The organism is Streptomyces ossamyceticus (assembly GCF_001418475.1).
Classification (GTDB): Bacteria; Actinomycetota; Actinomycetes; order Streptomycetales; family Streptomycetaceae; genus Streptomyces; species Streptomyces ossamyceticus.
The window spans coordinates 209-26,341 of the sequence record NZ_LIQX01000030.1 but is presented as its reverse complement, the minus strand read 5'-3'; the positions used below and the strand labels follow the sequence as shown (position 1 = coordinate 26,341).

Below are 26,133 nucleotides of genomic sequence, written 5' to 3'. Positions count from 1 at the left end.
GGCGCCCGGCGCGGCGGCCCGGTGCGGCAGGACTCGGGGCGGTGTCAGCGCTTCGGCGGGCGGATGCCGCGGAACTCCCAGTCGCCGCCCAGCGCCGTGGACAGCACCTCCTCGGACTCGGTGGGCTGTGCGCCGACGTCGCCGCGGATCGGGGTGGGGCCGGTGACGATGTGGTTGGTGAGCCGTCCGAGCCCCTCCACCTCGACCTCGACGACATCGCCCGGCCGCACGGGCCGGGAGTTGGCCGGTGTGCCCGACAGCAGTACGTCGCCCGGGTACAGGGTGATGGTGCGGGCGATGTCGGCGACGAGGTAGTGCATGTCCCACTGCATCTCGTCGGTGGAGCCGTCCTGCGCGACCTCGCCGTTGACGTAGGTCCGCAGGCTCTTGCCCCGGAAGTCCCAGTCGGTGACCAGGCCCGGACCGAGCGGGCAGAGGGTGTCGGCGCCCTTCACCCGGAGCATGGAGCCGGCGTCCGTGTCACGGAAGTCGTGCAGGCCGTAGTCGTTGGCGACGGTGTAGCCCGCGATGTACTCGCCGGCCTCGGCGGGGGAGATGTTCCGCGCCGTCCGCCCGATGACGATGGCGACCTCGCCCTCGTAGTTGAGCCACTTGCAGCCCTCGGGGCGGACGATCGCGCCCCGGTGGGAGTTGAGGGCCGAGGTCGGCTTGTGGAAGTACGTGGGGGTGTCCGGCAGCTCGATCCCGAACTCGTCCACGCGGCTGCGGTGGTTGAGGTGGACGGCGATCACCTTCGACGGCACGACCGGCGGCAGGTGGTGCGCGTCCTCGATCTTGACGCGGCGGCCGTCCCCGGCGAGCAGTTCGTCCCCGTCGACGGTGACCTGGACGGCGGCGCCGTCGAGCAGGATGCGGCGGTACTCAGGCATGGGAGGACTCCTGTACGGGGGTGTGGGATGCGGTCCAGCCGTCGGCGGGCCGGTCGAACCAGAGGTGCACCTGGCCGGTGCCGACGGAGTTCTCGTACGCGCCGTACTGCCGGGCCCTGGCCGCGCACGCCCGCTCGCCGAGGGCGCCGGCCATCATCAGGTAGTGGAAGAACTTCGCCTCCGGCTTGAACTTCCAGAACTCGTCCATGGTGTCGAGGACCCGGTCGTGGCGTCCCTCCTTGAACCAGGCGATCCGCTCCTCGTCGGCCGCGCGTGCCTCGGGGGTGAAGATGTGCACCGGGTCGCTGGCCTCGTGGTCGCGCAGTTCGCGCAGCGGCCAGAAGGTGTGGGAGAGGGCGCCCGAGGCGATCAGCAGCACCCGGCGGCCCGGTGTGGCGGCGATGCCGTCGGCGAGCGCCCGCCCCAGCCTCAGATGGTCCTCCATGTCGCCGGTCTGGCAGACCCCGATGGTCACCCACCGCTTGTCCGGCAGCCCCTCGCCGAGGAACTTCCACAGGTTGATGGTGGCGTAGTAGATCGGCAGGTACTCGTCCTCGATCGCGGTGATCCAGGTGCCGTGCTTGTCCGCGAACTTCTCGATGTTGCGGGCGAGTTCGGGGTCGCCGGGGAAGTCGTACGGCATCCGGCACATGCCGCGCGGCAGCTCCTCGGAGGTGAACAGCCCGGCCCGCCGCGCCTGCGCGGTGACCACGAACTCGACGGTGGTCGCCCAGTGCGAGTCGAGGACCACGACCGTGTCGTAGTCGTCCCGCTCGAAGACGTCCTTGCGGAGCTGCTGGAGGCCGGTGACAAGGGTGATCTCCTTGCCCTCGTTGAGCTCCAGCCGGTCCTCCTCCGGCAGCACGATGGTGGGGACATGGGCGAGGAGGCCCGCCCCGACGATCTCACCCATGGTTGTTCCATCCGTTCGGTGCGGTGACCGTGTTCTTGAGGTCGCAGTAGAAGTCGAAGCTCCAGGTGCCGCCCTCGCGGCCCACCCCGGACTGGCGGGAGCCGCCGAAGGGCGCCTGGAGATCGCGGACGAAGAAGCAGTTGACCCAGACGGTGCCCGCGACGAGGCGGGCGGTGACCCGCTCGGCGCGGGCCGGGTCGCCGGTGGCGAGGGTCGCGGCCAGCCCGAACCGGGTGTCGTTGGCGAGCCGGACGGCCTCGTCCTCGCCGGTGAAGGTCTGAAGGGTGAGGACCGGCCCGAAGACCTCCTCCTGCACGATCTCCGAGTCCTGGGCCACATCGGTGAGCAGGGTCGGAGCGTAGTACTGCCCGTCCAGCCGGTGCCCGCCGACGACCGCCCGCGCCCCGGTCGCGAGGGCCCGCCGCACGAACCCGTCGATCTTCTCCAGCTGCCGGGGGTGGATGCTGGGCCCGATGTCGGTGGCCTCGTCCCGGGGATCACCCTGCTTCAGCGTGCTCGCCTTCTCGACGAACCGCCGGGTGAACTCCTCGGCGACCGCCTCCTCGACGAGGAAGCGCGTCGCGGCCAGGCACACCTGTCCGGCGTTGTCGTACTGCTCCACCGCGAGGTCGACGGCGAGGTCCAGGTCGGCGTCCGCGAACACCAGCAGCGGGGACTTGCCGCCGAGTTCGAGGCTGAGCGGGGTCAGGTTCGCGGCGGCCGACTCGGCGATCCGCTTGGCCGTGGGCACCGAGCCGGTGAAGCTGATGCGGCGCACGTCCGGGTGCGAGGTGAGGGCGTCGCCGATCTCGGCGCCGTAGCCCTGCACCACGTTCAGCACACCGGCCGGCAGTCCCGCCTCGGCGGCGATGTCGGCGAGCAGGGAGGCCGTCAGCGGTGACCACTCGGCGGGCTTCAGCACCACGGTGTCGCCGGCGGCGAGCGCCGGGGCGACCTTCCACGTGGCGAGCATCAGCGGGGCGTTCCACGGGGTGATCAGGACGCAGGGGCCGGCCGGGTCCCACGACACGTGGTTCGTGTGCCCGCGCGTCTCGAAGTCGTCGTGCTCCAGCTGGAGCAGCCAGTCCGCGAAGAACCGGAAATTGTGCGCCACCCGGGGCATCACGCCGCGCCGGTGCGACCGCAGCAGGGCTCCGTTGTCGGTGGTCTCGACGACGGCGAGCTCCTCCAGGCGCTTCTCCACGCCGTCGGCGATGGCGTGCAGGATCCGCGCCCGCTCGGCCCGCGAGGTCGCGGCCCACGCGGGAAACGCGGCCTTCGCTGCGGCGACGGCGGCGGCGGCCTCGGCGGGCCCACCGCGGGCGATCTCGCCGAGCACGGCGCCGTCGATGGGGGAGTGGTCGGTGAACGTGTCCGGGGAGGCGACACGTTCGCCGCCGATCCAGTGCCGGGTGTCGACGGGGACTCCGCCGACGACGATCTTGTCAGACATGGGGAGGGGTGTCCTTTTCAGCGAGGGGGAGGTGCGCCGACCCAGGGGGGCGCGGGACATGTCGGCACGCGGCTGTGCCGCGTGGGCGCGGCGCGCCACGGAGGACCCGTGGCGGCCCGCGGGGCTCACTCGGCCGCCGCTCCCGACATCCCGGACTCCAGCAGCCGCCCGCCGTCCCACACCACGCCGACCTGGCGGTAGTACGCGGCGATCGGCTCCTCCACCGTCAGCCGCGCCAACTCCTCCGTCGGCGCCTCGAACAGCTCCAGCTCGGCGTCGCCGACCCAGGGCTGCCCGCCCTCGAAGGAGGCCGCGCCGGACTCGATCAGCTCGTCCAGGGCCAGGCCCTTCCCCTTCTCGATCGACGGAAGCCACCGGTGGTGGGCCATGGGGTGGCCGTTGACGAAGCCGTTCGTCTCCGACGGCTCCCGCAGTGTCACCACCGTCTGGGCGAGCCGCCGGTCCGCGGCGGCGAGGGTCGCCCCGAAGCGGGCCCCCGCCTCGATCCGCGGAGCGGGCCCGTACGGGTGGGGCCGCGTCTGGTGGATGGACCCGAGCTTCTTGGGGTAGCCCTGGTGCAGCCCGCGGGCGATCGCGAAGTCCTTGTCGACCCAGATGTACACGCACCGCGAGTACGTCCGTCCCTGGTACGTGCACCGGACGACCGCGAAGGCCTCCTTGTACTGGGAGAGCACCGGGTCGAGCAGCTCCGTGCCGGACGCCGAGCAGGACTGCCAGTCGGCCCAGATCAGCGCGACCGCGCCGGGGTCCTCGTCAGCGAGTTCCAGCGGCTCCGGCAGCAGTTCGCGCACCCGCGCGGGATCCGTGCGGTACTCGACGGTGAGCAGGTCGCCCGAGTAGCGCCAGGGCGGGGAGGGGATCAGCGACGAGGAGCCCGTCGCCGTCTTGGGGTGGAGGAATCCACGGACGGTGGTCATGGTGAGGCGGTTCCTTACGCGGTGAGGGCGGGCTGCTTCAGGAGGTCGGCGCGGTGGCGGGCGGCGGCGGAGGCGATGGCCGGGCCGCCGAGCGCGACGACGCCGACCAGCCGGTCGTCGTGGTGGTAGCCGACCAGGACGTCCCCGGCCGGGTCGCCCTCCAGGACGCGCACGTCGTCCATGCCGAGGGCGGGGGCGCCGAAGGACTGGAGCCGGAAGTCGTGCTGGTCGCTCCAGAAGGTGGGCAACGGGGCGAAGGGCGCCGGCTCGGCGCCGGTCAGGACCTTGGCCGCGTGCTTGGCGGTGTCCGTGGGGATGCACCAGTGCTCGACCCGGCGCGGTACGCCGTCGTAGCGGGCGTTGGGGAAGCGCGCCACGTCGCCGACCGCGACCACGTCCGGGCGTCCGCCGACCCGCAGCTGCTCGTCGGTGAGGACCCCGTCGGTCAGGTCGAGGCCGTTGCCGCCCAGCCACTCGGTGTTGGCGAGCGAGCCGACCGACTCCACCACCACGTCGGCGGGCAGCACGGTCCCGTCGTCGAGGATCACCCCGGTGACACGGTCCTCGCCCGCGAAGCCGGCGACCCCGGTGCCGAGGGCGAAGCGCACGCCGCGTTCCTTGTGCCGGGCGAGCAGCGCGCGGCCGAGCAGCTCGCCGAGCGGGCCGACCATGGGCAGCGGCAGCGGATCGACGACGGTCACCTCGGCGGCACCGAGGCCGACGGCGGTCGCGGCCACCTCGCAGCCGATGAACCCGGCGCCGACGACGACCACCCGGGCACCGGGCCGGGTCAGCTCCGCCCGCAGGCCCTGCGCGTCGGCGAGGGTGCGGACCGTGTGGCGTCCGGCGAGGGGGCCGGGGCAGCGCAGCCGCCGGGGCCGCATCCCGGTGGCGGCCACCAGCCCGTCGTACGACAGCTCCGAGCCGTCGTCGAGGACGACGGTCCGTTCGGCGAGGCGGGACGCGACGACCCTGGTGCCGAGGCGCCACTCCACGTCGGCCACGCTCGCGCGGGGCCGGAAGGCGAGGGACTCGAAGGGAGCCTTCCCGGCCAGCACCTCCTTGGAGAGCGGGGGCCGGTTGTAGGGCATGTGGGGCTCGTCGCCGACGAGCGTGATCGCCCCGGTCCAGCCGGCCGCGCGCAGCTGCTCGGCGGCGCGCAGACCGGCCATGGAGGCGCCGGCGACGACGACGCGTGCGCTGGTGGGAGCCATGGTCAGGCCTCGATCCGGATGGCCTGGAGCGGACAGACGTCGGCGGCTTCCTCGACCTCGTCGAGCAGCGCGTCGTCGGGGTCGCTGACGTAGGCCAGCCGCCCGTTCGCGTCCAGCTGGAAGACCTCGGGGGCGGCGAAAACGCACTGGCCGTGGTCCTGGCACTTGTTCATGTCGACGACGACCTTCATGGCCGGTCCTCCTCAGGTCATTTGGCTCCAAACAACATAGGAAGCCGCACACCCCTGGTCAATAGCTGTCCAGGTGGATAATTTTTTCGCCTCAGCCCCTTGCGGGCCGCTGGGCCTCTTCTTATCGTTTGGGCTCAAATCATTTGCCTGCCGCCGAGGAGACAACGGTGAGCGCATCCCCAACACCGGACATTCGTCAGCACCAGGAGCGGCTCGCCGCCCAGGGCATCGACGTGGTCCGCGTGACCTACCCCGATCTCATCGGCACCGACCGCGCCCGGGACGTCCTGCTCGACAGCCTCCCCACGGCCTGCGAACACGGCCTCACCTTCTGTCGGGCCGTCTACCACACCTCCCCCCAGGGGGACGTCGTCCCGGTGCCCGGCGGCCTCGACGCGGGGCTGCCCGACATCCACGTACGACCGGACCTCGACACCCTGGTCCCGCTGCCGTGGGAGCCCGGCGTCGCCGCCTGCCTCGGGGAGACCGTCGACCCGGCCACCGGGGCACCCGCGCCCGAGTCGCCCCGCGACCTGCTGCGCACCGTGCTCGCCCGCTGCGCCGAACAGGGCCTGACCCCGATCGTCGGACCCGAGCTGGAGTACTTCCTGTGCGACGCGGACCCCGCGTCCCCGAGCGGGTGGAAGCGCTACTCGGGCGCGGCCGGAGTCGTCTACACCGCCGGCCTGCGCGCCGACCCCGACAACCATCTGCTGCGCACCCTGCGCCACCTCCGTGACCTGCGGATCGGCGCCACGAACGGCAACCACGAGTTCGACGGCGGGCAGTTCGAGATCAATCTCGACCACTCCGAGGCGCTGTCGGCGGCCGACCGGTCCTTCCGCTTCAAGGCCGCCGTCAAGGAGCTCGCCCGCAAGGAGGGCCGGCTCGCCACCTTCATGGCCAAGCCGTTCAACGACGCCGGCGGCTCCGGCTTCCACCTCCATCTGTCCTGCGACGACGCCCGTGGGAAGAACGCCTTCGACGACCCGTCCGGCGCCCACGGCCTGTCCGCCACCGCCCGGCACGCCATCGCCGGCATCCTCGCCCACGCCCCGGCGCTCGCCGCCCTCGCCAACCCGACGGTCAACTCCTACAAGCGCTTCGGGCCCGACACCCTCGCGCCCTGGCTGATCGACTGGGGGCTCGACAACCGCAGCGCCATGCTCCGCGTCCCGCCGGAGCGCGGTTCCGGCGCCCGCCTCGAACTGCGGCTCGGCGACGCCAGCGCCAACCCCTACCTGCTGATCGCGGGCACCGTAGCCGCCGCGCTCCTCGGGGTCCTGGCGGGCGAGGAGCCCCCCGCCCCGCTGGAGGGCTACGGCTACGACACCACCCGCTCGGCCGTCCTGCCCATGAACCTGTCCGACGCCCTCGACGCGCTGGAGGCGGACACCGCCCTCACCGAGGTGCTCGGCAAGGACTTCACCACCTCGTACCTCGGCTACAAGCGCAACGAGGTCGAACGCTTCCACCGGCACGTCACCGACTGGGAGTTCACCGAGTACGCCTACCACCTGTGACGTCCAGGAGAACCAAGAACATGACCGCTTCCGCCCACCTCCCCTCCGTCCGCGAGGCCCTGCAGGAGCCCCTGCCGCTCGCCGACGTGGACCTCGCCGACCTCGGCAACTTCACCGACGGCATCACCCCCTGGCGCATGTTCCACACCCTGCGCCACGAGGACCCGGTGCACTGGCAGCCCGAGGACGCCCCCAACTCCGGCTTCTGGGCCGTCACCCGGCACGCCGACATCGCCCGCGTCGACCGGGACGCCGAGACCTTCACCTCGACCAGGTTCGTCAACCTGGAGGAGGTCGACGACGACCAGATCAAGACCCGGGCCTCCATCCTGGAGATGGACGGCGTACGCCACCGCGCGCTGCGCAGCGTGATCCAGCGCCAGTTCGGCGCGGGCGTGATCAACGGCTACACCGACTTCCTGCGCGGACTGACCGCCACCACGCTGGACGCGGCCCTGGCGAAGGGCACCTTCGACTTCGTCGCCGACGTCTCCGCCGACTTCCCCATCAACGTTCTGGCCCGGCTGCTGGACGTGCCGTCGGAGGACAACCAGAAGCTCATCGACTGGGGCAACCGCATCATCGGCAACACCGACCCCGACTACGCGGACGTCCTGCTGCACAGCGAGGAGAGCGAGAAGTACCGCCATCTGCCGTTCCGCTCGCCCGCCTCGGTGGAGGTCTTCGAGTACGGCCGCGAACTGGCCCGGCAGCGGCGCGGCGGTGACGGCACCGACCTGGTGTCCCGCCTGGTCAACGCCACGCCCCGCGACGGTGTGCCGCTCTCCGCGCAGGACTTCGACAACTACTTCCTGCTGCTGGTGGTGGCCGGCAACGAGACCACCCGCCACACCATCTCCCACTCCATGCTGGCCCTGCTCCAGCACCCCGAGCAGCTCGCCCGCCTCCAGCAGGACCCGTCGCTGATCCCGGTCGCGGTCGAGGAGTTCCTGCGCTGGGCCTCGCCCGTCTACCACTTCCGCCGCACCGCGACCCGGGACGTGGAGCTGGGCGGCAAGCGCATCAAGGAGGGCGAGAAGGTCGTCATGTGGTTCGCCTCCGGCAACCGCGACGAGGAGGTCTTCGGCAACCCGTACGACTTCGACGTGGCCCGGCAGAACAACGACCACGTCACCTTCGGCAAGGGCAGTCCCCACCTCTGCCTCGGCAATCTGCTGGCCCGCACCGAGATCCGCATCATGTTCGAGGAGTTGATCCCCCGCCTCGCCGACATCCGGCTCGCCGGTGACGTCCCCCGCGTGCGGTCCAACTTCGTCAACGGCATCAAGAAGCTGCCGGTCGAGGTGACCCTGGCCTGACGGTCATTGGACGAACCTCCAATATTTCGGCGATACGGGTCGACGGGGTTCTGTGGAGTCGTGGCTTGATCCATAGTGACGGGCATGTTTCGGAAGTTCACTTCCGAATAGTGGAACTGGCTCGGAGGTTGCCCGTGTCGCTGTCCGTCCCGTCGCCGTCGCTGCCACGACGTGTCGCCCGTGTGCTGCGCACCTCGCTGTTCGCGCAGGTGGCCCTCGCCCTGCTCCTCGGAGTCCTCGTGGGACGGCTGTGGCCCGATGTGGGCACGGCCGTCCAGCCGCTGGGCGACGGCTTCGTCCGGCTGATCAAGGCGGTCATCGCACCGCTCGTGTTCTGCGTGGTGGTCACGGGCATCGCCAAGGCCGGCAATCTGCGGGCCTTCGGCCGCATCGGCCTCAAGGCACTGGTCTGGTTCGAGGTCGCCACCACGTTCGCCCTGCTCATCGGGCTGGTCGCGGGCAACCTCGTCCAGCCCGGAGCGGGCATGAACGTCGACCCCTCCCAACTCGACGCGGGCGCCGTCGACTCCAGGACCGGCGGCGGCTCCCTGCCGTCCACCGCGGAGTTCCTGCTGCACGCCCTGCCCGAGAGCGCGGTCGGCGCGTTCGCCGAGAACTCGCTGCTCCAGGTCCTCGTCCTGGCCTGTCTGGTGGGGGCCGCCCTCCTCCACCTCGGCCACACCAGGGTCCCCGCGATCCTCCCGGCGGTCGAGCAGGTCCAGGACATCGTCTTCGCCATCGTGGGCTTCGTCATGAGGCTCGCCCCGCTCGCCGTGTTCGGCGCCACCGCCCACCTCGTCGGCCAGTACGGCCTGGGCGTGATGTCGACGTACGGCAAGCTCATCGGCGTCTGCTACGCCGTGGCCCTGCTGTTCCTGCTGCTGCTCGCGGTGGTGCTGAAGGCGGTCACCGGGCTGAGCCTGTGGAAGTTCGTCCGCTACACCCGTGAGGAGATGCTGCTCGCCCTCGGCACCGCCTCCAGCGAGACCGTCATGCCCCGCATGATGCAGAGGCTGCGGCACGCGGGCGCCCGCGACGACGCCGTGGGCCTCGTCCTGCCCACCGGGTACTCCTTCAACCTCGACGGCGCCTCGATCTACCTCTCCGTCGCCACCCTCTTCATCGCCCAGGCGGTCGGCATCGACCTCACCCTCGGCCAGCAGGTGACCGTCGTCCTGATGCTGATGCTCACCAGCAAGGGCATGGCCGGCGTGCCGGGTTCGGCGTTCCTCGCCCTGTCCGCGACCGCCTCGGCCCTCGGCGTCATCCCCGCCGGCGCCGTCGCCCTCCTCCTCGGCGTCGACCGCATCATGGACTCCATGCGGGTCGCCACCAACCTCCTCGGCAACTGCGTCGCGGCCTTCGGTGTCGCCCGCTGGGAGGGCGCCCTGGACACCGAGCGGGCCAGGAAGGTCCTGAACGGGGAGGTCGTCGAGGAGGTGGCCGCCGAACCCGTGAGCCCCGTCGTACCCAGCGCCGTCGTACCCAGCCCCGTCAAGGCGGACTGACACGCCGCCGGGACGACCGCCCGGATGACGACCGCCCGGGTGCGCCCCGAACCCGGCCGCCTCCGGCGTCCCGTACCGAGCGCGTCCCGTACCGAGTGCGCACGGGCGGCCCACCTCGTCCGAGGCGCGGCGCCGGTGAACCGCCCCAGGCTCAGCCGGACTTCCAGCCGGGAAGGGTCGGCAGCACCTTCTCGGCGATGCGGAACAGCGCCGCGTCGTCCGGCGGCAGCCGGTCCTCGCGCCAGATGACCAGGTCGTAGGAGTCGCCCTTGTCCTTGGTGTCGCTCGCCACCAGCAGATGACGGGCGACACCGCCGGGGCCCGATGCGGCGTCGCCGCCGTCGAGCCGGAAGGAGATGGCGATGGTCTGCCCCGAGTAGAGCACCGCCTTGTGTCCGAGGACCGTCCTGGACTGGGCTCCGGCGCCCAGGTAGTCGATCGACTCCGCGACCGGGAGGTCGTCGTACGAGGCCGAGATCTGTACGGTGTGGGACTCCAGTTCGACCTTCGCCTCGGGCGTGATGGTCTTGGTACCGCCGGCCCAGCGGGACTCGCTCTCGCTGCCCGACGCGTACTCCGCCTCCTCCAGCGGTGTGCCGACGAGCTTCGGCAGATCCTTGCGATTCAGCGCGGTGCACAACTGCGCCCCGGAGATCCGCTTCCTGGGCGCCGGTGAGGCGTCGTCCGAGGTCGAGCAGGTGGCCGGCCCGCTGTCCGTGCCCGGTCCGGCGAAGGCGTCTTGAAACCACAGGCCACCGGCCACCACCCCGAACAGGACGAACGCCAGGATCGCCTGGCCCCACGCCCCCGTGCCCTTCTCGGGCGCCCCTTGACGGTCGTTCATGTCCCCCACGCCTACGTCCCCCACCGCGATGTGCGCGCCCCGTGCGCGCCGGGGGAGCCTAACGGGTGATCGTTCGGGAAAGCGCCCGTTCGCGGATTCTCGCAGGGGCCCACCGCGCACTCAGCGGACGGAGCGGATGCGGTATACGAGGACGGCTCCCACGGCGGCGGCCGCACCCACGAGCGCGAAGAGAAGCGGGTAGCCCTGTTCCGAGCTGATGATCACTCCGGCGATCAACGGGGCGATCGCCGGGGGAACGACCGAGCCGATGTTCATGATGCCGAGGTCCTTGGCCCGGCTCTCGGCGTCGGGGAGCACCTGGGTGATCAGAGCCTGGTCGACGGCCATGTACGCACCGAAGCCGCCTCCCATGAGAGCGGACGCCACCATCATGACGGGGAGGCTCGGGGCGCTCGCCAGCAGGAAGCCGGAAACGGCCTGGAGCAGTGCCGTCAGGGCGACGAAGATCCGTCGTCGGCCGAGGCGGTCGGACAGCACACCTGCGGTGGCGGTCGCCAGCAGGCCGGCCAGGAGATAGAGAACCGTGCAGACCAGCAGGCCGCCGGCCGGATCGGTGACTTCGAGACCGTCGGTGAGGAAGTAGAGCGTGTAACACGTGCCCAGCGAGTTCGCCAGATTGACCAGGAGCCGTCCGCCGAAGGCCCAGGCGAATTCCCGGTTCCTGAGCGAGCTGCCCATCGACGCGAGCAGTTCCCCGATGCCGATCGGCGCCTCGACGGTGCAGGCGAGGTCGCGGTGGGAGGCCAGGAACGGCACAAGGCAGACGAGCAGCAGGACCGCGATGACGGCGAACCCGGACATGGGGGAGAGTCCGAAGGCCGACACGAGGGCGATGCCGACGACGACGCCGAGGGCCTGGGGACCGTAGATGGCGCTGGAGATCATGCCGCGTTGGGCTTCGGGAACACGGTCGGCGATGACGGCGGTGAGCCCGGCGGTGGCCGCGCTGAGACCGACCATGCCGGCCGACCACGTCACGACCACGCCGGTCACGGTGGTCTGCGCGCCGGTGACGATCAGCGCGGCGGCGAAGGCGACAGCGCCCGCCGTGAGCCAGAGTCTGCGCCGGCCGAACCGGCTGCGGGAACGGTCGCACAGGGCACCGCACAGGGGCAGTGCGACGAGTGCGACCAGCCCGGAGACACCGTTGACGAGGGCGAAGTCGTAGACCTTCGAGGCCGGGTCGATCGCCTCCAGCTGCTGGGGGAGCAGCAGTTGGAGGGGGACGAGGTTGGCCATCCAGAAGCCGAACCACACCAGGCCGTACAGAGTGGTCCAGCGGCGTGAGACGGGCTCGGCCGGTCCTTGGGCAGAGGGCCGGCCGGCGAGTCTTGCCAGGGCTGGGGCGGGGGAGTGTGAGTCGGGGAGCATCGGGCCTCCGGGAGAAGGTGGGCCGCGGGGGCAGTTGGGTCAGAGGAAGGCGTGTCCTTCACCCCGGTACGTGAGGGCCTGGCCGACGATGTCGCCGCCGGAGACCAGGTGGAGGGTGTTCACCCGCTCGCACAGCTCGCCGGCTTTGGCGTGCCGGAACCACACGTGGTCGCCCAGGCGCAGTCCGTGCGCCGCCGGGCCGAGTACCGGAGTCTGTACTTCGCCCGCTCCTTCCAGCGGGTTCATCCGCAGGCCCCGGGGCCAGCTGAGAGTGGGCAGCCGGTCGCGGCCGGGCGGGCCGGAGGCGACCCAGCCGCCCCCGAGCACGGTGGCGATCCGGTCCGTGGGACGGCGTACGACCGGCATGACGAAGTAGGCGGCGGGCCGGGGACGGAAGCGTCGGTAGAAGTCGAACAACCCCGGCCCGTACAGGCCCGAGCCCGCGCCGATCTCGGTGATGACGTGCTCGGCCGAGGTCTGCTCCACGGAGCCGGTGCCGCCGCCGTTGACGAACTCCAGCGGGGCGACGGCCTCGACCGCGGCGATCGCGGCGGCGCGCCGGTCGGCCAGTTCACGAGCCGACAGACGCTGCATGGCGCGGAGCGCGACGCGCTTGAGAGGGGATCCGGGCTGGTTGTCACCCATGCCGGCGATCTGTCCTTCGTACGACATGACCCCGGCCAGGTGGAACCCCTGACGGCTCCGGATCGCCCGGGCGAGCGTGGCGGCCTGGTGCGGGGAGTGCACGGGGGAGCGGTAGGGGCCCAGGTGGATGCGGCCGCCGGCCAGTTCCAGGGAGGCGTCCAGATCGATGCACAGCCGCAGAGGGGGGCGGGAGGCGCCGACGGCCTCGTCGACGAAGTCCAGCTGGGCGACGGAGTCGATCATGAGGGTGACGCGGGAGGCCGCCCGTTCGTCCTGGGCCAACCGCTGCAACGCGGTGCGGTCCGCGGTCGGGTAGCCGATGACCACGTCGTCGTGGTCCTCGGCCAGCCACAGGGCTTCGGGCAGGGTGAAGGCGAGAACGCCCCGGTAGCCCTGCCGCTTCAGGTCGCGCTCGATCAGGTCGCGGCTGCGGACCGACTTGCTGGCCAGGCGGATGGTGGCGCCCCCGCCCGTGCGGTGTGCCAGATCGCCGGCGTTGGCGTCGAAGGCATCGAGGTCCACCACGGCGAACGGCGGGTCCAAGTGCTGGGTCGCCCGCTCCAGTTGGGCCATCCGGATCTCGCTGAATCCGGCCATGGCGGAGGCGGCCGATCTCACGTCCGGCCAGGACGCCACATGTGCGTTCACATCCGCACCCTTTCTCAGTAGGTTCAGTGGACCGGCCCGTGAACGGCGGCCGGGAACCGCGTCAGGTGGTCGAGCGGTCCGAAGATCGCGCAGCGTCGGATCGGCGGCCCGTGGGGGCGACGATGCGCTCTCGTCGCCTTCTTCCCCTGGCCTCGGCGAGCGGGATCACCCACCGCATCAGGCGGGGGAAGACACCGGCGATCCGCTGGACCCGTCCGCCCAGGGGAGGGAACACCACCTCGACCGGCTTCGAGACGATCGCCGCGACGACGGTCCTGGCGATCTGCTCGGGTGCGTAGGACTTCTCGGCGAAGGAGATCGCGCAAGCAGGGTCGGCCAGCTCCTGTTCGAGCATGTCCGTGCGCGTGGACGGAGGATGAATGATCGTGAAGTCCACCGGCCCGTCGCGTTCCTCCAGGGCCACGCTGTGGTGAAAGGCCCGCAGCCCGTGCTTGGAACCGCAGTACGTCGCGTATCCGGGGAGCGGGAGGAACGACGTCATGCTGCAGACGGTGATGATGTGGCCGCGGCCCCGCGCGGTCATCCGCTCGATCGCCGTGCAGGTGCCGGCGATGGCGCCGAGCAGGTTGACCTCCAGGATGTCGCGGTGCTGTTGCGGGCCGAGGTCACGTGCGTGGCCGGTGTGGGTGATGCCGGCGTTGTTGACCAGCACGTCGACGGCTCCGAACGCGGCCTCCGCCGCTTCGAAGGCCCTGACCCACGCCTGGGGGTCCCGGACGTCCAGGACACAGCCGGCGGCCCGGCTGCCCAGGCTGAGCGCCCTGGCCCGTACGGCCTGCTCGTTGACGTCGGACAGCATCACGCGGTGACCGTGTGCGACCGCCGACTGCGCGATCGCGGCCCCGATGCCGGAGGCCGCGCCGGTGACGAGAAGCACCCGGCTGTTTTCAGACACATCATTCATGGCCAACAGAGTCTCCTGGTCGAGCGTCCAAGTCAACTGTCCAACACGAGATCGTCTTCAGTCGTCGCCTCGGGATTCACAGCCGGAGCATCTCGACGCGACCGCCGTTCAGCTCCGCGGCGCGGACGGGATCGTCGGTCGGTACGGTCGCGGCGAACAGGGTGCGCCCGTCGTGACCTGCGACCAGGCAGCTCAGGGTGTTCTGGCTCGTCGTCACGCGGTCGAGGACGCGGCCGCCCTCGGCCACCCGTACGCATTCGCCGCGCAGCGCGTTCGCGATCCACATCGTCTCGCCGTCGCTGTGCCAGGCGATGCCGTCGGGGGCGATCGGTGAGGCGGAGCGCCTGGCGACGGCCGGGTGGTCCAGCAGTGCCGAGATCCTGCGGGTGATCCGGCCGAGGAGCCCCGGATGGTTCACCGCGTGCCACAGGAACGGTGAGATCAGCGGGGCCCAGGGGCGCGGCTGTCCGAGTGTGCCGTCGGGAAGCACGGGGAAGGCGGTGAGCCGCATGGCCAGGGTTTCGGCCGCCACCATGGTGGTGCCGTCGGCCGTCAGGACGCACCCGTTGGGGAAGAGCACCGGCTCGGTCGCCCCGAGCGGGGTCCCGTCCGGGGTCAGGCACGCGATCGGTGCCTTCGTCGGGCCTGGCGGCGCGTAGAGCATGGCGTTGGCGTGCTCGCGGGCGAACGCGTGGTAGTCGAAGCCGAAATTGCCCACGTACGCACGCCCGTGCGGGTCGACGAGCATGTCGTTGACCGGACCGCCGACAAGGTGCCGCAGATCCGCGTGCTCGACGAGCTCGCCGTCGGTCTCCAGGCGGTACACGACGCCTCCGTCCATGGAGGCGACGAGCATGCGCCCGTCCGGAAGCCAGCCGAGCCCGCCGGCCCGGCCGGGAACCTTCAGCACCGTCTCGGCCTCTCCCGTGCCGTCCCAGCGGTGCACCGTGCCGTGGGCCAGGTCGGAGAACCACAGGGCTCCCCGGTGCCAGCGCAGTGACTCGGGAACGCCGAAGCCGCTGAGCGCGACCGATGTCGTCCGTTTCATTCCAGCCGCTCCTTGATGACGGGCCCTGGGCCGTGGGTTCTCTGCCGCACAACGAGTTGGTCATCTGTACAAGACGCTTGACTTGTACGAGCGACCGTCTCATTCTGTGCAAACCGAAGTCAACGTTCCGGCAGGAGTTTTTCCGTGGCTCAGACTCGATCGCTCACGCCCGACGGCGCCCGGGCGGACGCACCCATCGCAGTGGACAATCCGGCCACCGGAGCAGTGGTCGGCCATGTCGTGGACGCGTCGGCGCAGGAGGTGGCGCAAGCGGCCGCACGAGCCCGACAGGCACAGCCGGGCTGGGCCGGACTGAGCGCCCGGAGCCGCGCGGAATTCTTCACGCGCGGTCGCCAGTGGCTGCTGACCCACCGGCAGGAGGTCATCGACTCCATCGTCGCGGAGAACGGCAAGACCGAAGAGGACGCGATCGTCGAGGTCGTCTACTGCGTCAGCGCCTTCGCCTACTGGGCCAAGCGCGCGCGGCGCCACCTCGCCGACACGAAGATCCGCTCGCTCTCGCCGTTCGTGCTCGGCCGCAGCATGTACACCCGGCGGGTCCCCCTCGGTGTCGTCGGGGTCATCGGCCCCTGGAACAACCCGTTGATCAACTCCTTCGGTGACGCCATCCCCGCCCTGGCCGCCGGCAACGCCGTCGTCCTCAAACCCTCGGAGTACACACCGCTGACCGCGCTGCTCATGGAGAAGATGACCCGTGAGTGCGGCTGGCCCAAGGACGTCTTCCAGGTCGTGACCGGAGCCGGCGCCACCGGCCAGGCCCTGGTCGACGCCGCCGACTTCGTCATGTTCACCGGATCCACGAGGACCGGCCGGGCCGTCGCCGCGCGGGCGGGCGAACGCCTTGTCCCGTGCTCACTCGAACTCGGCGGCAAGGACGCCCTGATCGTGCTGGCCGACGCCTCCCTGGAACGGGCGGTGAACGTCACCCTCCACGGTGCGCTGTGCAACGGCGGGCAGATGTGCACCTCGGTGGAGCGCGTCTACGTCGAGGAGCCCGTGTACGACGCGTTCGTCGCCAGGCTGCGCAAGCGGTTCGAGGAGGTCACCTCCGCCGCGCCGGCGGGGCTGGGCAGCACCGATGTGGGCGCCATGACCTTCCCGCCCCAGATGGCGATCGTCGAGGACCACGTCAAGGACGCCGTGAGCCGAGGAGCACGCGTCCTCGTCGGGGGCCACGCCGGCCCCGGCCCGGGCCGGTTCTTCGAACCCACGCTGCTCGTCGACGTCGACCACACCATGGCGTGCATGCGGGAGGAGACCTTCGGACCCACGCTGCCCGTGATGAAGGTCGCGGGCGCCGAGGAGGCCGTCCGGCTCGTCAACGACAGCAGCTACGGCCTGCAGGCCTCCCTCATCACCTCGAACATGAAGCGAGCCCGACACCTCGCGGAGCGTCTCGAGGCGGGCTGCGTCACCGTCAACGACGCCCAGACCAACTACATGGCCTTCGGCCTGCCCATGGGCGGCTGGAAGGAGTCGGGCCTCGGCGTACGGCACGGCGCCGAAGGAATCCGGAAGTACACCAGGCTCCAGGCCGTCAGCGTGAACCGCTTCCCGATGCGCCGCGACCTCCACATGCTCCCGTTCGACCCCTCGGCCTACCGGTCCATCCTGCGCCTGGTGGACCTCATGTACGGCAACCGCCTGCGCCGACGGAACACGTGACCGCGCCCTCGCCCATCAGCTCACGAAAGGCCAGATCCCGATGACCACGACACCCGCCGCCCCGCACCTGTCCGTCGGCGCCATGCCCGAAGGCGTCACCCTGCCGCTGCCCCCGCAGAACCTGAGCGTCGAGGAGGAACGTCAGGTCCGCAAGCAGGAACTCGCGGCCGCCTTCCGCGTGTTCGCCCGCTTCGGGTTCTCCGAGGGCGTGGCCGGACACATCACGGCCCGCGACCCGGAGAACCCCTCGGCCTTCTGGGTCAACCCCTTCGGAATGGCGTTCAGCCAGATCCGCGTCTCCGACCTGATCCTCGTCGACCACGACGGCACGCTCCTTCAGGGCAGGCGCCCGGTCAACAACGCCGCGTTCTGCATCCATTCCGAGGTGCACCGGGCCAGGCCGGACGTGGTCGCGGCCGCACGCACCCACTCCCTGCACGGCAAGGCCTTCTCCAGCCTCGGCGTCCCGCTCGAACCGATCACCCAGGACGCCTGTGCCTTCTTCGAGGACCACGGCATCTACGCCGACTACCGCGGAGTGGTCAACGACACCGAGGAAGGCCGACGGATCGGTGTGGCGCTGGGGGAGGGGAAGGCGGTCGTCCTGCAGAACCACGGGCTGCTCACCGTGGGCGCCTCCGTCGCCGAGGCCGCCTGGTACTTCATCACCATGGAACGCTCCTGCCAGGCCCAGCTGCTGGCCATGGCCGCGGGTGAACCGAGGCTCATCGATCCGGAGACGGCGCGCATGGTGAGGGGCCAGATCTCCGGTCCCCTTCCGGGCTGGTTCCAGTTCCGCCCCTTGTGGGACCAGATCACCGCGGAACAGCCCGACCTGTTCGATTGACATGACGCGCTGATCCCGGCGAACCGAATCGGGCGGGGTGTGGGGGCCACGGCCGCCGCACCCCGCCCGACGTCGTCACGCGTCCTTTGCGGCGAGACTCATGAGGTGCTCGCCGGTCAGGCGGAGCACCTCGCGGGTGTTCTCGCTGTCACGGTCGGCCAGCCAGCACAGCGTGACGCCGTCCAGCACCGCGTTGAGGTAGCGGGCCAGAACGGGAAGGGGCACCGTCCACGTGATGCCCGCGCTCTCGGCGGCCTCGGCGAGGAGCTGCTCGTGGACTTCCAGGTAATGCTCGTACTGCCGGCGGGCCAGCTCCTCGAAGCCCTCCTGGCGCAACGCGTAGTGGGTCAGCTCGTACCCGACCTGATGCTCGCCCGGGCTGAGCTCGACCCCCTCCCAGAAGGCGAGGAGGCTCCTGGCGATACGTGCGTCCAGGTCGCCTTCTGCCTCGAACACGCTCCGGGCCTTGGCCACGCCGCTGTCCGTGATGCGGGTGATGACTTCCTGGAGGAGTTCCTCGCGTGAGGTGAAGCAGTAGTGGAAGACGCCCAGCGGCATCTTCGCCTCGTTGACGACAGCGCGGGTCGTTGTCCTGGCGACTCCGTCGCGAACCATGACGCGGAACGCCGCGGCGATGAGTTCTTCCCGACGATCCTTCGCTGCCATACGAGACATCCGGTCCACCGTTTCATCAAGAGTGAAATGCTCGTTTCATGCTAACCGGCGTCTTGGACAATTGACCAACTGCGATGTCGGTCGTCGGACCGTCAACTACCGTCGAGCGAAGGACCCGTATGACCCAGCAGAGCTCCCTCGGTGTAGCCGTCATCGGCACCGGCCGGATGGGTGCCGACCATGTGCGCCGGATCACCGAGGTCACCAGTGGCGCCCATGTCGCCGCCGTCGTCGACCTCGACACCGACCGGGCCGAGGCGATCGCCGCGGGCGTCGACGGCTGCACGGCCTTCGCCGACCCCGCCGAGGCGCTGGCCTCGCCGGGCGTCGACGCCGTGCTCGTCGCCTCGCCGGGCCCGGCCCACGAGGCGGCTCTGCTTACCGCCTTCGCGCACGACCTGCCCGTCCTGTGCGAGAAGCCCCTCACCCCGGACACCGCCGCCGCCCTCCGACTGCTGGAGGCCGAACAGCGGCTGGGCCGCCGCAGAGTGCAGGTGGGCTTCATGCGCCGCTACGACCGCGAGTACGTCAGGCTCAAGGCCCTGCTGGACAGCGGGGAACTGGGCCGTCCGCTGATGCTGCACAACCGGCACCGCAACCCCGAGAACCCGCCCGGTTTCACCAGCGCCATGGCCATCAACGACTCCGTGGCCCACGAGATGGACATCACCCGCTGGCTCCTCGGCCAGGAGGTCACCGCCGTCACCGTGCTGCGCCCCCGGCCGTCCGGGAACGCCCCCGAGGGCCTCGCCGACCCCCAGTTCGTCGTCCTGGAGACCGACGGCGGCGCCCTCTGCGACGTCGAGATCTACCTCAACGCCCGCTACGGCTACCAGGTCCAGGCCGAGGCCGTCTGCGAGCACGGCACGGCCCGCATCGGCGACGGGCACGACCTGCTCGTCACCGCCGCGGGACGCTGGGGCGGCACGGTCACCCCCGGCTACCTGGAGCGCTTCGAGGACGCCTACGACCGCGAGGTCCAGGCGTGGGTCGACGCCACCCGCCGCGGTGAGGTGACCGGCCCCGGAATCTGGGACGGATACGCCGTCGCGGCGATCTGCGAGGCGGCCGTCCGCTCCCAGACGGACGGTGGCCGCGTCGAGGTCCACCTCGTCGACCGCCCCGCCTTCCACGACGCCTGACCTGCGCCACCGCCGACCATGCCCGCCGTAGGGGTTCGCCACCTGTGACCGGGACCCGAGCGCTTCCCGTCCGGTGGGCATGCTCAGTTCAAGGGCGTACGAGGCGCCCTCGGCGGGAGGGCTGAGGCTCATGGGAACCGAGGACCGCAGGCAGGCGTGGACCCTGGCCGGGAAGACCGCGCTGATCACCGGCGCGGGCACCGGCATCGGCCGGGAGACGGCGCTGCTGCTCGCCGAGGAGGGCGCCACCGTCGTCCTCGTCGGACGGCGCCGACATGTGCTGGACGAGGTCGCCGCCGCCGTCACGGGTAGCGGCGGCACGGCCTTCGTCCGCCCCACGCACATCGAGAACGCCGAGGACGTACGGGCACTCGTCGCCCGGACCAGGGACACCGCCGGGCCCGTCGACATCCTCGTGAACAACGCGGGCGGCGCCGGCCGGGTCGGCGACGTCCGCTGGACCGGAGAGGACGAGTGGAACGCCGTCATGGGCGTCAACCTCACCGCGGTCTACCTGCTCACCCGGGCCGTCCTCCCGGACATGCTGGAGCGCGGCGGCGGCTCCATCGTCACGATCTCCTCGCTGGCCGCGATCCGGCCCACCCTCCTCGGCGGCGCCCCGTACGGCGCCGCGAAGGCCGGCGTGCGGAACTTCATGGCGTACCTCCGCAACAGCTACCGTGACGCGGGTGTCCGGGCGACCTGCATCCTGCCGGGCGCGGTCGACACACCGGTCCACGACACCCGCGCCGTACCGCCGGGCCCGGAGCAGCGGGCGGCCATGGTGCGGCCGGAGGACGTGGCGCGCGCCGTGCTGTTGTGCGCCTCGCTCCCGGAGCGGACGCTGATCGAGGAGCTGGTCATCGCGCCCACCTGGCAGGGGCAGCGGTGACGGACGGGGTCACAGGCTCGTCAGCACCTGCGGCGACATCGTCTTGATCATGGTGTTGGTCCAGCGCGTCTGGCGCAGTGTCCGCGGGTGACAGGCGGAGGCCAGTGAGAGCAGCGCCGGGTCCCTCGCCGCCTGGGCGAGCTGGGCCAGCATCTCCCAGTGGAGCGAGTTCGCCGTGGCGCTCAGATGGAGTTCGCGCAGGTCCCGCAGGAGCAGCAGCCCGGGATCGAGGGCGTCGGCGGTCTCGGCGCTCGACCGCGTCCCGTGCGGGGCGAACACCGCGTCGGACGCGTCGCCCGCTTCCGGCGGGCCGGTGAGGTCCACCTCGCGGTCCGCGGCGGTGGCGGCGATCCGCCGGACGTGTTCGCGGGACCGGACGGCGAGGTCGGTGGCGACATGGTGGATCTCGTGCTCGGCGCGGTGCCGGTCCGCGGCCCGCGCGAGTTCCCCGGCCAGGTTCCGTTCGCCCCGGTGGAGCGCGCGCACGGCGAGGGCGATGCCGTCGTTCACCGGGTGCCTCCGCCGTGGTCGAGGGCGGTCAGCGCGGCGGCGGCCGTCTTGAACAGCGGCTGCTTGGATGCCGGGTCCCAGTCCGTGATCGTGGTCTCGTTCGCCGCTCGCGGCGGGGTCTTCTCGCCGGGCCCCGACCCCGCGGGCGTGTCCCAGTAGCCGTAGCGGAAGGGCACGAACAGCGCGCCGGGCCGTACGTCCGACAGTCGCAGCCGGGCCTGGAGGCTGCCGCGCGGGGTGGAGACCTCGACGGGGTCGCCCTCGCCGAGCCCCGGACGGTGGGCGTCCTCCGCCGACACCTCCACCCACACCTCCGGGGCCGCCGCGTTCAGCTGCGGGGTCCGGCCCGTCTTGGTCCGGGTGTGGAAGTGGTACAGCGTGCGGCCCGTGGTGAGCTGGAAGGGGTACTCCTCGTCGGGTTCCTCGTGCGGGGCCAGGTACTCGGCGGCCCTGCCCCGCACCCCGACGATCCGGCCGTCGAGGACCGCGATGTCCATGGCGTCGCCCCTGGAGTCCAGCAGCGACGCCGACTGCACCCACCGCGCCACCGCCTCGGGCTCGACACCGTCCGCGAGGCAGCTGTCCACGCGCGTGGGCCACGGTTCGGCACGGCCGTACGGTGTTCGCTCTCCCCAGGGCCGGTCGATGCGGTCGAGTGACAACTCCATGGCTGCCTCCCGCCGACGGATCACCGCCGGGTACCCGGCGGCGCCACCGGAGAACACCGCTGACCTGTGGCGCCGCGGCCCCGGCCGCCCCCGCCGCCTCGGCTCCGGCCGCCGCCCACGCGCGGACACCCGCGACACGGAGGCCGTCCACGGGTGCCCCTACGCGGACGTCCGGGTCGGCCCGTGGGGGCCGGCCCGGACGCCGGGGTCGGACGGGGTCGGATCAGCTCCGGCCCGTTGTCACTCGGGGATCGAGATCCCCGCGGGATCAGACGAGGTCGAACCGGTCCAGGTCGGAGACCTTGGCCCACGCCGCGACGAAGTCCTTGACGAACTTCTCCTTGGCGTCGTCGCTCGCGTACACCTCGGCGAGGGCACGGAGCTCGGAGTTCGAGCCGAAGACCAGGTCGGCACGGGTGCCGGTCCACTTGACCTTGCCGGTGGCCGCGTCACGGCCCTCGAACAGGGTCTGGTCCTCGGAGGTGGACTTCCAGGCCGTGCCCAGGTCGAGCAGGTTGACGAAGAAGTCGTTGGTGAGCTTGCCCGGGGTCTCGGTGAAGACGCCGTGCGTGGAGCCACCGGTGTTGGCGCCCAGGACGCGCAGACCACCGACGAGGGCCGTCATCTCGGGGGCGCTCAGGGTCAGCAGGTTCGCCCGGTCGAGCAGCAGGTACTCGGCGGGGAGACGGTTGCCCTTGCCCAGGTAGTTGCGGAAGCCGTCGGAGGTCGGCTCCAGCGCGGCGAACGACTCGACGTCGGTGTGCTCCTCCGTCGCGTCCACACGGCCCGGCGTGAAGGGGACCTCCACGTCGAAGCCGGCGTCCTTGGCGGCCTTCTCCACGGCGGCGGCACCACCGAGGATGATCAGGTCGGCCAGGGAGACCTTCTTGGTGCCGGTGTTGAACCCGGCCTGGACGCCCTCCAGGACGCTCAGGACGTGACGCAGCTCGTCCGGGTTGTTGACCTCCCAGCCGCGCTGCGGCTCCAGGCGGATACGGGCACCGTTGGCACCGCCGCGCTTGTCGCTGCCGCGGAACGTGGACGCCGACGCCCAGGCGGTGGAGACCAGCTGGGAGACGGTGAGACCCGAGTCGAGCAGCTTCGCCTTGAGCGCCGCGATGTCGGCGGCGTCGATGGCCTCGCCCTCGGCCTCGGGCAGCGGGTCCTGCCAGAGCAGGGTCTCCTCCGGGACCTCAGGGCCGAGGTACAGCGACTTCGGGCCCATGTCACGGTGGGTGAGCTTGTACCAGGCGCGGGCGAAGGCGTCCGCGAACTGGTCGGGGTTCTCGTAGAAGCGACGGGAGATCTGCTCGTAGACCGGGTCGAAACGCAGCGACAGGTCAGTGGTGAGCATGGTCGGCAGGTGCTTCTTCGACGCGTCGTGCGCGTCCGGGATGATCGCCTCGGCGTTCTTCGCCACCCACTGCTTGGCGCCGGCCGGGGACTCCGTCAGCTCGTACTCGTACTCGAAGAGGTTCTTGAAGAAGCCGTTGCTCCACTGGGTCGGCGTGGCCGTCCAGGTCACCTCCAGGCCGGAGGTGATGGTGTCGCCGCCCTTGCCGGTGCCGTAGCTGGACTTCCAGCCGAGGCCCTGCTCCTCCAGGGAGGCGGCCTCGGGGTCGGCGCCGACGTTGTCCGCGGGGCCGGCGCCGTGGGTCTTGCCGAAGGTGTGACCACCGGCGATGAGGGCGACGGTCTCCTCGTCGTTCATCGCCATGCGGCGGAACGTCTCACGGATGTCGCGGGCGGCGGCGATCGGGTCCGGGTTGCCGTTGGGGCCCTCGGGGTTGACGTAGATCAGACCCATCTGGACGGCACCGAGCGGGTTCTCCAGCTCGCGGTCGCCCGAGTAGCGCTGGTCGTCGAGCCAGGTGGTCTCGGGACCCCAGTACACGTCCTCCTCGGCCTCCCACACGTCCGCGCGGCCGCCGGCGAAGCCGAAGGTCTCGAAGCCCATCTGCTCCAGCGCGACATTGCCGGTGAGGATCATGAGGTCGGCCCAGGAGATGGACTGGCCGTACTTCTTCTTGACCGGCCACAGCAGACGGCGGGCCTTGTCCAGGTTGGCGTTGTCCGGCCAGCTGTTCAGCGGCGCGAAGCGCTGCTGACCGGCGCCGGCGCCACCACGGCCGTCGCTGATGCGGTAGGTGCCGGCGCTGTGCCAGGCCATACGGATCATCAGCGGGCCGTAGTTGCCGAAGTCGGCGGGCCACCAGTCCTGCGAGGTGGTCAGGACCTCGGCGATGTCCTGTTTCACGGCCGCCAGGTCGAGGTTCTTGAACGCCTCGGCGTATTCGAACTCCTCACCGAGGGGGTTCGTCACCGCGGGGTTCTGGGCGAGGATCTTCAGGTTGAGCCGCTCCGGCCACCACTGACGGTTACCGCCACCCTGAGTGGGGTGCGCGGCACGGCCGTGGGCGACCGGGCAACCGCCTGCACCCTCCGCCTTCTGATCCGTGACGATCGCGTCGTGGTTCTCAGTCATGGGAGTCCTTCCGAACTGGGTGGATCACGGTGCTAACTGCTGGCTTTGGCTTGCGAGCACTGAGGGCACAGGCCCCAGTAGATGACCTCGGCCTCGTCGATCGCGAAGCCGCGGTCGTCGGACGCCGTCAGGCACGGGGCGTGGCCCACCGCGCAGTCGACGTCGACCACGGCGCCGCAGGACCGGCACACGAGGTGATGGTGGTTGTCCCCGACACGGCCTTCGTAGAGGGCCGGGCTGCCGGGGGGTTCGAGACGGCGCACGAGTCCCGCTTCGGTGAGCGCGCTGAGAGCGTCGTACACGGCCTGGACGGATATGTGGCCGACGCGATCGCGCACGCCGGAGGCGATCGCCTCGACGCCGAGGTGGTCGCCGTCCCGGACTGTCTCCAGCAGAGCGACCCGCGCGGCCGTCACCCGCAGGCCGGCACCGCGCAGCTCCTCGGCGGTGGTCGGAGTCTGGGGCTCGGTCATGACGACCAACCTACCCCCCCAAACACGAATAGTTCAAGAAAACGAATGACCCAAGTTTGGGGAGCGGTTTTGGACACGCCCGGCGTGGACGGGCCGCTCGCGGGCGGCGACACTGGAAGGGAGGGAAGCCATGAATTCGCAGCTGAGCCGTGGTGGAGCCCCGGCGTCGACGCGCTTCCGCGACCGGTCGCACGCCGGGCGCGAGCTGGCCGCGCGCCTGCGCCCGCCGGGGGACAGGGGCGAGCTGCCCGACCCGGTCGTCCTCGCCCTGCCCCGCGGCGGCGTCCCCGTCGCCCGGGAGGTCGCACGGGCCCTCGGCGCGCCCCTCGACGTGCTCGTGGCCCGCAAGATCGGCGCGCCGTTCCAGCCGGAACTCGGCGTCGGCGCGATCGTCGGCGACGCCCCGCCCCTGTTCGACCGGTCGGCGCTCGCCGCCCTGGGGCTCACCGAGGCCGACCTCACGCCCGTCGTCGCACGGGAGCGGGACGAACTCCGCCGACGGGAGCGCCGCTACCGGGGCGGCCGGCCCGCCCTCGACCTGCGGGGTCGCACCGCGATCGTCGTCGACGACGGCCTGGCGACCGGCGTCACGGCCCGCGCCGCACTGCGCGCCGCCCGCCGGGCCCACCCCGCGCGCCTGATCCTCGCCGTGCCCGTCGGCGCCCCCGAGTCCGTCGAACTGCTGCGCGGAGAGGCGGACGTGGTGATCTGCCTGCGCAGCCCGTACGGCTTCCGCGCGGTCGGCCACTGGTACGACAACTTCGACCAGCTCACGGACGCGGACGTCCTGGCGGTGCTGGCGGACGTCTGAACGCACGTGTGGAGGAAGGAAGCGGATCCGGATGAGCCCTACCCGGCCGACGAGCGACGCGCCGACCGCGACCGGAAGACGGTCCGGCCGTGGCAGCGGCAACCGTGCCGGAAGCGGCAACCGTGCCGGAAGCGGCAACCGTGCCGGCAGCGGCAACCGTGCCGGAATCGGCAGGGAAGCCGCGAGTGCCTCGCGGGACGGCGGCCGGGCCTATGACGCCGGGCCGTTCCTGCCGAGTCGCGGCGGCCTCGCGGCTCACCGGCGCGCGGCGGCCGACTGCCGCGGCTGCCCGCTGCACGAGGACGCCACCCGGACGGTCTTCGGCGTCGGCCCGGAGTCCGCGAGGATCCTCCTCGTGGGGGAGCAGCCCGGCGACCAGGAGGACCGGCAGGGCGAGCCCTTCGTCGGCCCCGCCGGTCGGCTGCTGCGGCGGGCCGCCGAGGAGGCCGGGATCGACATGGACGAGGCGTATGTGACCAACGCCGTCAAGCAC

The 26,133-nt window shown here is 71.3% G+C and carries 24 protein-coding genes and 1 pseudogene; 9 read left to right on the top strand and 16 right to left on the bottom strand.

What is annotated here, in order from left to right; translation table 11 throughout:
- Nucleotides 1-44: 44 nt before the first annotated feature.
- The 6 genes from AOK15_RS02985 to AOK15_RS02960 form a co-directional block, all read right to left on the bottom strand.
- On the bottom strand, nucleotides 45-890 hold the full coding sequence (locus AOK15_RS02985; protein WP_055512425.1) for a fumarylacetoacetate hydrolase family protein: 846 nt from the start codon (nucleotides 888-890) through the stop codon (nucleotides 45-47).
- A complete protein-coding gene (locus AOK15_RS02980; protein ID WP_055512423.1) occupies nucleotides 883-1,803 on the bottom strand; it encodes a 3,4-dihydroxyphenylacetate 2,3-dioxygenase in 921 nt (306 codons plus the stop codon). Before AOK15_RS02980 ends, AOK15_RS02985 begins: the two co-directional genes overlap by 8 nt.
- Nucleotides 1,796-3,256: an aldehyde dehydrogenase gene (locus AOK15_RS02975; protein ID WP_055512421.1), complete on the bottom strand. Its 1,461-nt coding sequence runs from the start codon at nucleotides 3,254-3,256 to the stop codon at nucleotides 1,796-1,798. Before AOK15_RS02975 ends, AOK15_RS02980 begins: the two co-directional genes overlap by 8 nt.
- A gap of 125 nt (nucleotides 3,257-3,381) precedes the next feature.
- On the bottom strand, nucleotides 3,382-4,194 hold the full coding sequence (locus AOK15_RS02970; RefSeq protein ID WP_055512419.1) for an acetoacetate decarboxylase family protein: 813 nt from the start codon (nucleotides 4,192-4,194) through the stop codon (nucleotides 3,382-3,384).
- Between the two features lie 14 nt (nucleotides 4,195-4,208).
- Nucleotides 4,209-5,408: an NAD(P)/FAD-dependent oxidoreductase gene (locus AOK15_RS02965; protein ID WP_055512417.1), complete on the bottom strand. Its 1,200-nt coding sequence runs from the start codon at nucleotides 5,406-5,408 to the stop codon at nucleotides 4,209-4,211.
- Between the two features lie 2 nt (nucleotides 5,409-5,410).
- The gene (locus AOK15_RS02960; protein ID WP_055512415.1) at nucleotides 5,411-5,599 is read right to left on the bottom strand and encodes a ferredoxin; all 189 of its coding nucleotides are present in this window, start codon (nucleotides 5,597-5,599) and stop codon (nucleotides 5,411-5,413) included.
- Nucleotides 5,600-5,766: 167 nt separating this feature from the next.
- On the opposite strand from AOK15_RS02960, the gene AOK15_RS02955 reads away from it, so the two are divergent.
- The 3 genes from AOK15_RS02955 (at nucleotide 5,767) to AOK15_RS02945 (ending at nucleotide 9,949) form a co-directional block, all read left to right on the top strand.
- Nucleotides 5,767-7,122, top strand: coding sequence for a glutamine synthetase family protein (locus AOK15_RS02955; RefSeq protein WP_055512413.1), 1,356 nt, complete (start codon nucleotides 5,767-5,769; stop codon nucleotides 7,120-7,122).
- Nucleotides 7,123-7,142: 20 nt separating this feature from the next.
- Nucleotides 7,143-8,441 (top strand): cytochrome P450, encoded by a 1,299-nt coding sequence (locus tag AOK15_RS02950; RefSeq protein ID WP_055512411.1) that lies wholly within the window; start codon nucleotides 7,143-7,145, stop codon nucleotides 8,439-8,441.
- Between the two features lie 140 nt (nucleotides 8,442-8,581).
- A complete protein-coding gene (locus AOK15_RS02945; RefSeq protein ID WP_240508284.1) occupies nucleotides 8,582-9,949 on the top strand; it encodes a cation:dicarboxylate symporter family transporter in 1,368 nt (455 codons plus the stop codon).
- A 151-nt stretch (nucleotides 9,950-10,100) separates the two neighbouring features.
- Here the strand turns inward: AOK15_RS02945 and AOK15_RS02940 are convergent, their stop codons facing one another.
- The 5 genes from AOK15_RS02940 to AOK15_RS02920 all read right to left on the bottom strand — a co-directional run bounded on the left by AOK15_RS02940 (nucleotide 10,101) and on the right by AOK15_RS02920 (nucleotide 15,451).
- Entirely contained in the window at nucleotides 10,101-10,793 is a 693-nt protein-coding gene (locus tag AOK15_RS02940) for a DUF6215 domain-containing protein (protein ID WP_055512442.1), read from the bottom strand.
- Between the two features lie 120 nt (nucleotides 10,794-10,913).
- Nucleotides 10,914-12,185 carry an MFS transporter gene (locus AOK15_RS02935; RefSeq protein ID WP_079058275.1) on the bottom strand — a complete coding sequence of 424 codons (1,272 nt, stop codon included), beginning with the start codon at nucleotides 12,183-12,185 and terminating at the stop codon, nucleotides 10,914-10,916.
- Between the two features lie 39 nt (nucleotides 12,186-12,224).
- Complete coding sequence (locus AOK15_RS02930) at nucleotides 12,225-13,427, bottom strand: amino acid deaminase/aldolase (RefSeq protein ID WP_055512437.1); 1,203 nt, start codon at nucleotides 13,425-13,427, stop codon at nucleotides 12,225-12,227.
- Nucleotides 13,428-13,539: 112 nt separating this feature from the next.
- Nucleotides 13,540-14,403 (bottom strand): SDR family NAD(P)-dependent oxidoreductase, encoded by an 864-nt coding sequence (locus AOK15_RS02925; protein ID WP_055512409.1) that lies wholly within the window; start codon nucleotides 14,401-14,403, stop codon nucleotides 13,540-13,542.
- 76 nt (nucleotides 14,404-14,479) lie between these two features.
- Nucleotides 14,480-15,451, bottom strand: a complete 972-nt coding sequence (locus AOK15_RS02920) for an SMP-30/gluconolactonase/LRE family protein (RefSeq protein ID WP_055512407.1) — start codon at nucleotides 15,449-15,451, stop codon at nucleotides 14,480-14,482.
- Nucleotides 15,452-15,595: 144 nt separating this feature from the next.
- Here AOK15_RS02920 and AOK15_RS02915 point away from each other — a divergent pair, with 144 nt between their 5' ends.
- Together AOK15_RS02915 and AOK15_RS02910 are read left to right on the top strand one after the other, a co-directional pair.
- A complete protein-coding gene (locus AOK15_RS02915) occupies nucleotides 15,596-17,137 on the top strand; it encodes an aldehyde dehydrogenase family protein (protein WP_055512405.1) in 1,542 nt (513 codons plus the stop codon).
- Nucleotides 17,138-17,177: 40 nt separating this feature from the next.
- Nucleotides 17,178-17,984: a class II aldolase/adducin family protein gene (locus AOK15_RS02910; protein ID WP_055512403.1), complete on the top strand. Its 807-nt coding sequence runs from the start codon at nucleotides 17,178-17,180 to the stop codon at nucleotides 17,982-17,984.
- A gap of 75 nt (nucleotides 17,985-18,059) precedes the next feature.
- Here AOK15_RS02910 and AOK15_RS02905 read toward each other — a convergent pair whose 3' ends face one another.
- Nucleotides 18,060-18,650 (bottom strand): TetR/AcrR family transcriptional regulator, encoded by a 591-nt coding sequence (locus tag AOK15_RS02905; protein WP_055512401.1) that lies wholly within the window; start codon nucleotides 18,648-18,650, stop codon nucleotides 18,060-18,062.
- 128 nt (nucleotides 18,651-18,778) lie between these two features.
- On the opposite strand from AOK15_RS02905, the gene AOK15_RS02900 reads away from it, so the two are divergent.
- Both AOK15_RS02900 and AOK15_RS02895 read left to right on the top strand, forming a co-directional pair.
- Nucleotides 18,779-19,801 carry a Gfo/Idh/MocA family protein gene (locus AOK15_RS02900; protein WP_107099323.1) on the top strand — a complete coding sequence of 341 codons (1,023 nt, stop codon included), beginning with the start codon at nucleotides 18,779-18,781 and terminating at the stop codon, nucleotides 19,799-19,801.
- Nucleotides 19,802-19,931: 130 nt separating this feature from the next.
- The gene (locus AOK15_RS02895) at nucleotides 19,932-20,693 is read left to right on the top strand and encodes an SDR family oxidoreductase (RefSeq protein ID WP_055512397.1); all 762 of its coding nucleotides are present in this window, start codon (nucleotides 19,932-19,934) and stop codon (nucleotides 20,691-20,693) included.
- 9 nt (nucleotides 20,694-20,702) lie between these two features.
- Here the strand turns inward: AOK15_RS02895 and AOK15_RS02890 are convergent, their stop codons facing one another.
- From AOK15_RS02890 to AOK15_RS02875, 4 genes and pseudogenes are all read right to left on the bottom strand, one after another.
- A complete protein-coding gene (locus AOK15_RS02890) occupies nucleotides 20,703-21,203 on the bottom strand; it encodes a hypothetical protein (protein WP_055512393.1) in 501 nt (166 codons plus the stop codon).
- Nucleotides 21,200-21,655 (bottom strand): annotated as a pseudogene (locus AOK15_RS02885) (molybdopterin dinucleotide binding domain-containing protein); the annotation flags it as partial. The gene AOK15_RS02890 and the pseudogene AOK15_RS02885, both read right to left, overlap by 4 nt.
- A 484-nt stretch (nucleotides 21,656-22,139) precedes the next feature.
- Nucleotides 22,140-24,356 (bottom strand): catalase/peroxidase HPI, encoded by a 2,217-nt coding sequence (gene katG / locus AOK15_RS02880; RefSeq protein ID WP_055512389.1) that lies wholly within the window; start codon nucleotides 24,354-24,356, stop codon nucleotides 22,140-22,142.
- 32 nt (nucleotides 24,357-24,388) lie between these two features.
- Nucleotides 24,389-24,829, bottom strand: a complete 441-nt coding sequence (locus AOK15_RS02875; protein WP_055512387.1) for a Fur family transcriptional regulator — start codon at nucleotides 24,827-24,829, stop codon at nucleotides 24,389-24,391.
- Between the two features lie 130 nt (nucleotides 24,830-24,959).
- On the opposite strand from AOK15_RS02875, the gene AOK15_RS02870 reads away from it, so the two are divergent.
- On the top strand, nucleotides 24,960-25,640 hold the full coding sequence (locus tag AOK15_RS02870) for a phosphoribosyltransferase (RefSeq protein ID WP_055512385.1): 681 nt from the start codon (nucleotides 24,960-24,962) through the stop codon (nucleotides 25,638-25,640).
- 31 nt (nucleotides 25,641-25,671) lie between these two features.
- Nucleotides 25,672-26,133: uracil-DNA glycosylase family protein (locus AOK15_RS41655; RefSeq protein ID WP_276206201.1), on the top strand; the 462-nt coding region annotated here is incomplete at its 3' end.